Annotated in this window: 1 protein-coding gene; it reads left to right on the top strand. The window is 68.1% G+C overall.

Annotation, left to right across the window (positions count from 1 at the left end):
* Window positions 1-22 precede the first annotated feature (22 nt).
* Window positions 23-8773 carry a hypothetical protein gene (locus tag V6U90_RS31625; protein ID WP_334444542.1) on the top strand — a complete coding sequence of 2917 codons (8751 nt, stop codon included), beginning with the start codon at window positions 23-25 and terminating at the stop codon, window positions 8771-8773.
* The last annotated feature ends 118 nt before the right edge of the window (window positions 8774-8891 follow it).

The following is an 8891-nucleotide window of genomic DNA, read 5'->3' as shown; positions in this document are numbered from 1 at the left end:
CGGGGTCGATGATCCGAAGGCTGTGGGTACCGGCACGCAGGCCCCGCCGCCCACGCCGCCGCCGGTGCCGGCATCGAACCTGTCCACGCCGAACCTGGACCTGTCCGTGCCGAACCTGGACCTGTCCGTGCCGAACCTGGACCTGTCCGTGCCGTCGTGGTCGGTGCCGAACCTGTCCGTGCCGTCGTGGTCGGTGCCGAACCTGTCCGTGCCGTCGTGGTCGGTGCCGAACCTGTCCGTGCCGTCGTGGTCGGTGCCGAACCTGTCCGTGCCGTCGTGGTCGGTGCCGAACCTGTCCGTGCCGTCGTGGTCGGTGCCGAACCTGTCGGTGCCGGCTGCGCCGGTGCCGGAGTGGGTCGCGGTCGCCGGTGTGCCGGTGGTCGAGCGGTGGCAACGGTTCCAGCAGGATCTTGTGGACCACTACGGTGGGCTGCTGGCCGGGGTGGCTCAGGCGGGGCAGAGCATGGCCGCGCTTGCCGTGCCGGTCGAGCGGGTTTTCGCCGGGTGGGTCGACGCCCGGCAGGGTGATCCGGCTGTCCCGGCTTTCCTGTCCGCGGTCGGTCTGCCCGGTACCGCGCTCACCGAGCGGTATCTGACGGGTGTCCGGGAGCAGGCGGTGGCCCGGATGGCCGAGGCGTTGGCGTCCTCGGGCGAGCGGATCCCGGCCGAGGTGCGGTCGGAGCAGGTGATCGCGGCGCTGCCGGCGGAGTTCGACCGGCAGGCGCTGCGTTCGGTCGCGCACCTGGCCGCCCAACACCACGTCGACCAGTACCTCGCCGCCGGCCTACCGACGGCCGCCAGCACGCCGGCAGGCGCCGGCACGTCGTCGGCCCCTGGCACGCCGGCAGGCGCGGGCGTGCCGGGGGGCGCCGGGGCGGGGGTACCGTCCGCCGCGGTGCGCGAGGTGGTCGAGCGCCTGCGGAACGATGTGGCCCGAAGCGTCGGTGCGATCCTCGGTACCTCCGCGCTGCCCCCCGTGCTGCCGGCCGTGCTGCCCGCTGTGGTGGCCGGTCCCGACGCCGCGCAGGTGGCCGCCGTGGCGAACGTGGTCCGGCAGGCGGTCACCGACCTGCCCGCCCGTTTCACGGCCGCGGCCATCCCCGACGCCACCGGACCGGCCGCCACCTGGGCTACCGTCGACGTTCAAAAAAGCGGGCGCACCGGCGCGCCGACCGTGCCGATAACGCCCGAGCAGCACACCACGGCGGCGGCCGACCCGGCGAAGGACCTGTTCACCGCCCTGGCCGAAAAGTACGGCGTCGATCCGGCCAACCACGACCCCCTCGCCAAATCATTCCAACGAAAATGGGTAGAGCGATACCACCAGGTCCTCGCCCAGGCCGCCGGCAGCGCCACGCCAGGCACGCCCGCCACGCCGGCCACGCCAGGCACGCCCGCCACGCCCGCGCCAGGCACGCCCGCCACGCCCGCCACGCCAGGCACGCCCGCCACGCCGGACGCGGCCAGCGCGCGTAGCACGGTGCCGGCTGGCGCTGCCTCCCGCGCCGATGGCGCGCCGATCCACCACAACGCCAACGCCAGCGACCGTGACAGCGACAGCGACAGCGACAGTGACAGTGACAGCGGCAGTGACAGTGACAGTGACAGTGACACGTCTGTCTCCAGCGATGGCATATTTAGCAACCTCGACACCAGCGACACAATTTCGATCAGTGACGTGTCCTTGCCGGACGAGCCGGTCAGTGGCGCGTCGGGTAAGGGCGGCTTCAGCGACACGGATTCGATAAGAAATGTGTCGTCGCCGGACGAGTCGTTCAGCGGCGACCCCGGCACACACCGCGAGCCGGCCGTCACGGCAACCGGGCCGGCCGTCGGGGCGATTGAGTCCGCGCAGCGGGTCACCGCTGCTGACCAGACGCTGGCGCGCCCGGTCAGCAGCGGTGACCGGTTGTGGTGTGTGCCGGCCACTCTCGACGCGTTCAAAGACGTGTACGGGCGATGGGGCAACCGGGGGGTGTTCGACGACCGGTTCATCGGACCGGACGGCCGATTCGCGGCCACAATTGGCTGGCCGCAACTGTTGGAGATTCTCGACGCGGTGCCCGAGCGTGTCGCCCCCCACCCGGACGGGGTCGCAGGAGAGGACGTGCTGGCCGCGCTGCGGGCGGTGCCGGGGTCGATGGTCGTGGTCAGGGCCGCACTACCGAACGAACCGCAGCACGTGTTCGCCCTCCACAACGAGCCACAAAAATCCGGGCCGCCGAAAATCAAGGTGCGGGACACCCTGACGCGCGACCCCTTCGACCCACCCAAACCGAACGATCCGATACGTGACCCGTGGCTGCGACACCTGTTCATGTCCAGCACTCGGGTGGCGGCGTTCGACGGGGACGGGCAGCCCGCCACCATCACCGACCTCCTACCCGACCACACCATCGGCCACCCGCAACCGATCACCACGACCGGCACCGACACCAGCGCGCTCCTGCTCGCCTCCACCAGCACGCCACGCAGCCCGTCCCAGGCGATGCAGGCAGACACCACCTCCCCCGACCCGGCCGACTCTCCCAGACAGCCATCCGAACCAGCGGAAAATGACGAACCGGCTGGTACTGGCCTGGCGTCCATTGATCAGGCGTTCCAGAACGTAGTGAACCCTGATCCGGATCGAATTGATCTGGATACACCGACGCTCGACAAGGACTGGGAGCCGCCGGGGGGCACCGAACAGGTCGAGTCGGATCTGCTGGCGGAGGCCAATCGGGTACGGGCGGACGAGGACGCGCGGCGGCAGGAAGACAAGCAGCAGCGCGCCGACCCGCACTCGGCCGACGATGAACACGAGCGGGTCGAAACGGAGCGGCGGGACGCCGAAAACGCGGAGCGGCGGGCGGAGACGTGGCGTCAGGCCGAGCTGAGAGACGCGGTCGACGCGGCGGCCGGTACGGCGGATCGGACGCGGTTGGAGCAGACCGTGACACGGCACCAGGAGCAGCTCGACCGTGCCACGAACGCGGCGCCCGATGCGGGTACGGCCTGGGAGCGTGCGGTCAGGGAGAGGGATCAAGCCGACGCCACTCGGGCCGCAGCCAAGGGGAATGCCAGGGAACCCGAGCCGGCAAGGCCGCGGTCCTTCGCCGACGGAGCCATCGGTGAGTTGAGTGTCTCGGCGGTGCAGCAACTGAGGCCGCAGGAGGTGACGGACACTGTCACGCAGTTGATGCATCTGGTGGGGGTCACCGAGGGCGTCACGGTACGAGATGACCTTGGTGTGGTCGCGACCTCTGCGGAGGAGGTGCCGGGTATGAGCGGCGCCAGCCTCGCGGCGGACGCGAGCGCCCTCGGACGGACCCACGTTGCGACCGACCCGAGTGGCAAGGAGGAGACCGGCGACAAGACAACTGGTGCCTTCCCGTTTGGCGGGGAGTCCGAACGCGAGTCGGCGCTGGAGGTGGACGGCAAGGTCCTGAACCACACGGTGCTGAACCACAAAGAAGACCCGCAGGAGCAGACCGGCCAGCAGACTCAGGCAGTGGCCTCCGGTGGTGCGCTCACGGAGCACCACCGGGGGGCCGACGATCTGGTGCGACAGGAGGTGGAGTCACAACTGACCGCTGCGCGGCAGATCGAACCGCAGCCTGTCGTTTCGCAGATCAACGAATCTGCGCAGGTGCCAGGACCCGACCCTGCGCACGGCGGCATGACGGAGGCGGTACGGCAATACGGGTCACAGCTGGATGGGATGCAGGGACTCGAGCACGTCATGCCTGTGCCGGAGAGCGTTGTCGAGTGGCTGCGCGAGCAGGTGAAGGCGGCGGCGGGCGCTCGGGGAACGCAAGCCGCCTTCGGCACGCAGCTCGATCGGCGGCTTACCGCAAGGTACCTGTTTGGGGAGTGGCCACGGGTGCGTAGCGAATCGGGACTACCGCTGTCGATACCCGCCGATGGCGGGCAGACCCCTTGGCTGCGGGTGGTGCTGGGCGACGCGGCGGCCGCGGACCCCGGAATCGAGCAACTGCGCGACGGCCCGCCGGTCGCATTCCAGCGCTGGGCGTTCGGCGGATGGGAGGTGGCTGAGACCGCGACCGCCTCCGATCTTCGATCCATGAATCTCCCGTTCTCGTATTCCCACAAATGGCCGGTCGAAAACCTCGGTAAATTGCGGCGGGCGGTGCTGACGGTGCAGCCCACCGTCACATACAACCAGACGTCGACCTCGGTCACGGTCACTGGCGGGGTGCAGGCGCTGACGATCCTGCGCAGTCGCGAGCGTTCCTGGCCGTACATGTATCAGATGCGTTGGCAAATGCGCGTGGGTGACGACGTGAGCCGCCCGTGGATCGACCTCACCCCGCCAGCCGAGCGGCTGACGGTGTGGTTCCCGAAGCATGTCGTGGAGATCCCGCCCGAGAACACGGAGCAGCCCCGGCCGGCGCGGCTGGACACATTACGCAACGACGTGCCCTTGTTCGGGGTGCAGTCGGTGCCGAACGCCGACCAGATCCTCAGCGATGTCATGGCGTCGTTCCGGCCGCAGCTCACGTCGCTGTCGAAAGCGTCGAGAGGTGACCTGCAGGAGTTCTTCGGCGAATACAGCCTGCGCGGCGATATTCCGTTGATGTGGGTGGGAATCCAGCCATCGCCGTTGTTGTTCGCAGAAGACGGTACGGTAATCGGCTACCTGCGGGTGCGTGCGGACTTGTACGAGCGGGGTGTTGCCGGTCCGGCGACGCAGAATGCCGTGCTGGAGTCGCACGTGCTGCGAATCCTGCGCGTCGAGGGTTCCGCCAAGGTCACCAACGCGGTCGGCGTTGACGGTTCCGTGAGTTTTGGCATGTCACGTGCGCCCGCCGATCCTGTCACGGGGGTCGAGCCGACCGGCGGAACTGTCCGGGGGCAACTCGGTGGGCGGCATCAGGTATCGCACACACTGGGATCAGGCGGTGGCGCACGCACCTCGCACTCGTTGCGGACGAGTAGGCCGCTGATCCCGCTGGCCGCCGACGTCATTTTCGATGTGGAACTCGTCCGGGCGGATGGTGCTGTGGTCCGCCCCGAACCGTCGACCCCCTTGGGGTGGTCTGGCGCGCCGCACCTGGTGATTCTGCGCGTGCCGCCGGCGGACACCGTCACGAAGCCGACCACGCCGCGTTACCTGCCGCTTGAGATCGCGCAGCTGCGTTCGCTCGGCGTCTCCACCACGCCGCTGCGGGTCACGGGTGCCGAGCCGCTGTTCGCATCGGCCGAGACTTGGCTGAGGGAGCGGGGCTTCCTGCCGCCGGACGGCGATCCGTCGCTGGCGGACAGACTGACTGACGAGGCGACCCGGATCCAGCGGTTGGAAAACGTTCGCAAGCTTGATTTGGCACGCTCCGGTATGGGGCTGCGCGGCACCGCGGACGAGATGATCGAGGGCGGTTATCCGATCGTGTTCGAACTGCCGGTCCGCGGTGAAATCCAGCGGGTCGAAGTACGCCTGTCCGCCGATCGCCGCTTCGCCGACGAGCCCGAGGGAGGAGTCAGCCACAATCTGTTCCTGCCCGACATTCAGACGTTGAATTGGACCGGTTCGACTCTTCCCGCCAGCGAAAAGCGCGCCCGGTCTCCGTTCGGCTGGAACGCAGGTATTGCTGGTTCGTACTCCAATCCACTTGATCTGGGCGATCAGAGCAGGCCGCTGCAGAGTATTTCCAGCGGAGTCAACCGGTCCTCTCGCCCTGCCACGATCACGGAAACCAGCATCGGCTTCGGGCAGGAACTGTACGCGCTCAGCCCAAGCGCCGACGGGTCGCAAACCTTCAAGGTGCCGGTGGCGCTACGGATGGAGATATCGTGGAGCTACGGCCCCGTGCCCGAGCCGAGCAGCGTCGACGGGATGTTCGCGTTGGCGGTGCCCACCTACCGCACTCTTGCCCAGTCGGTGGAGATCAGTCCGTACCAGATGCCCGCACCTCGTGCGGTCACCGATCAGGATCGAGCCAGCCTGAACCAACCGGACGGTGATGCGGTCTACCAGAACGGAGTGCTTCGGCTGCCGGAGTCGGCGCTTGTGGACCGGGTGGAGGGCAGCCGATCGATCCGCGCGGTGGTCAGCGACCTCGTCGGGGCCGTACGCCGCGCCGCCGCTGCCGCGGAACGGTCCGCCGCTTCGAGCAATGTCATGCCCGGTACCTTCCCGGTAGACGATGCGGCTGTGCCGCCGCAGGTCGCGGGTGACATAGAGATGCAGATGCAGACTGCGGAGTTGCCGCCGGACTCTGCGGAGACCAACTCGGCTCAAGCGCGCGTGCCCCATGGGGAGGCGCGGGAGGATCGGACGCCAGCCATGCCTGGCGCTTTCCCTCCTGACGAGGCAACCGGGCCGGTCCAGGTGCGGGGGAACGAGCCGGTCGCCGACGACCAGACGGTCGCGCCTTCGGGCGGTGCAGGTCGTGCGGCGCTGTGGTTCGGCGGGATGGTGGTGGGTGGCTGGACGTGGGCGAAGCGGCGGGCGATCGGGGAGTCGTTGAGTCGACCTGAGAGCATGGGCCAGGAGGTGGCGCACGCCGCGGTGTCGCCCCACCATTTGGCGGCCAACGCCCTGCAGGTCTTCGACAACCAGTACGTGTCCGAGAACATCGGCGAGCACGGCATGGTGTGGGGCACCGATGTGTCGGTAACGGTTGAGGGATACCTCATCGACGTGGAGACCCTGCCACCGCCAGGAACCATGGACATGGAAAACTGGCTGCAGTCCTTTGACGGGTCGTCGCAGACGGCAGAGAGCAGCGTCTTGTACGAAGTGCCGACGGCAGTAACCGGCACCTACGGCAGCGACACGCAATTCGTACCCTCAGGGACGTACACCTACGGCACCCGCGAGGACGCCCACACGACGTTCAGCGACAACACGATGGCGTTCAGGGTGACGACCGAGAACGATGTCTCGATGTTTCGCTTCAAGGCCAGGGCGATCTACATCGTCACCGTCACGAAAGGCAGCCGCAACGTGGTGGCCGGGACCCTTTCCGGCAGCCCGTTCTTCGAGAAGCAGCTCGCGGTGGAACTGCCCGAGGCCGTGGAGTTCCTCCTCACCGAGAACGACCTGTTCAACTATCCGGAGTTGCGGCAAATCCCGGGGGTCCCGCAAGCCGACCCCGAGAGGCCTGCCGAACCCGCCGACCGGATGCTGCCCCACTGGTTCGTTCGCAGTGGCGGGGAGCTTGGCTTCGGCGTGGCCACCGCGGTGATACCCCGGGGTTCGCGTTCGCTATTCCGCGAAGGCATCCGTGCCTTGGTCGAGGCGCAGGCGCCGGGGGTGACCCGTCCCGGCCATTCGGCCTACCTGCCTGGCATCTTGTCGCGGATCGCCGACCACAGCTCCCCGCTCGCTCTGCGCACACTCATCAACGCTGGTCCCAAAGGCCGCGTATCCTTCCACTTCGTGCACCGGTCGTGGCTCGGGCCGCGACTGGTGGAGGTGGAGATCACCGCCCAGCCCTCACAGAGTGCCGCCCAGCTCGCGGGGCTGCGCGGCCGGAAAACCTCGACCACCGCGGGCCTGGACGTTATCCTGGCCCACTCGTCCGGTGAAGGCGGATCCCTGCAGATCGCAGGCGCGAGCAAACAGAGCGTCACCCGCGCCACCGGCAACAAAGTAGCCTTCTCGCCGCTGGTCAAACGGGGAGAACAGCAGTCGCAATCGCCTCTCGCGATTGCGACACAGCACAGCCGTACGAACGCCGCATCGTCGCTACGGGAGTACCGCACCTGGCAGCGGACCCTCGCCACCACCCAGTTCGACCGCGTCCCCTACACGCTCGGCGTGACCGCACGATCGATGCCGTTGAGCGACGCACTCATCGTCGCCGCGGGTAGGGCCGCGATCAACGGGCTCCTCGCCGTGGGTCGGCTTGTCCGGCTGGCCTGGCAGGACCTGCCGAGGGTGAGCGCGACCAGCGAGTCGTACCTTGCCGTCCCAGCCCTGGTCACGTTGCGTTTCAGCGAGGCAGAGACGCCTCGGGATCTAATCGTCGAACAGGAGCGCGTCGAGCCGGCGATGTTCACGTCCGACCCGACACTTGTCGTACCCCCGCCCACCGACACGGTCGCCGTCGACATGGAGGTCCCGGCGGAAGTTCGTGCGCTGGTGGCCGGTGCGCCCTGGCGGCCGAGCCGAGCGTTTTCTGTGTATGACTTCGATGCCGTGGCGCAGCTCGCCGAAGCGATCCGGACCGTCGACCCCTCCCTTGCCGGCGACGATCAGTTGCACAATTCCGTTTCTGCGGAGGGAATCTTCCTCCGCCTGGCCCAGCTTGCCCGCTCAGGCAAGGTCACCATGCTGGAACCAGCCGCAGTGGGTCGGCTGCTGGGCCGCGCCGGCACACCGGGTACGTCGCTCCAGTTCGCGCTGTACGCGCCAAGGCCCACGGGCACCAGTCGGAACGTGGCCATCGACAGCGTCTACGTCAACACCGACACCTTCGCCACGATCGTCAACTCGTCAGTCACCCCGACGTTCGGCTTCAGCCATACCGGCCCGTTCACTCATGACGGCAACAACTACGGCGGCCCGATGGTGCCGATCGCCGGGGTTGAGGCGGCTCAGGATCAGAGCGCGGGCGGCTTTGGGCAGCGGCGCGAGATCCTCCGGTTCGGTACCCCCATCGAATCGGCTGACGGTAACGGCACACCGGGATACCAGCTCACCGCGGTCGCCGTGATCCGGGTCGGCGGTCCGAAGGGAACCCGTTGGGTCGTCGGCAACATCGAGATACGCACCACGGAGGCCCCTGCGGGTGCCGAAAACCTCGTCCTAGGCCGCGTTTCGTAAGGCTCGGAGCCACTGGTCGATGATGGCGATGGTGACGGTGGCTTCGAACGACGGGGGGAGTGTCAAGTTAACGGCTGATCTTGGTTGTTGAGGTGGTCAGTGGTTGGCCGGGGTGAGC

Source organism: Micromonospora sp. CPCC 206060 (assembly GCF_036906895.1).
In the GTDB taxonomy this organism is placed as follows: domain Bacteria; phylum Actinomycetota; class Actinomycetes; order Mycobacteriales; family Micromonosporaceae; genus Micromonospora.
This window is presented reverse-complemented; position numbering and strand designations above follow the sequence as displayed.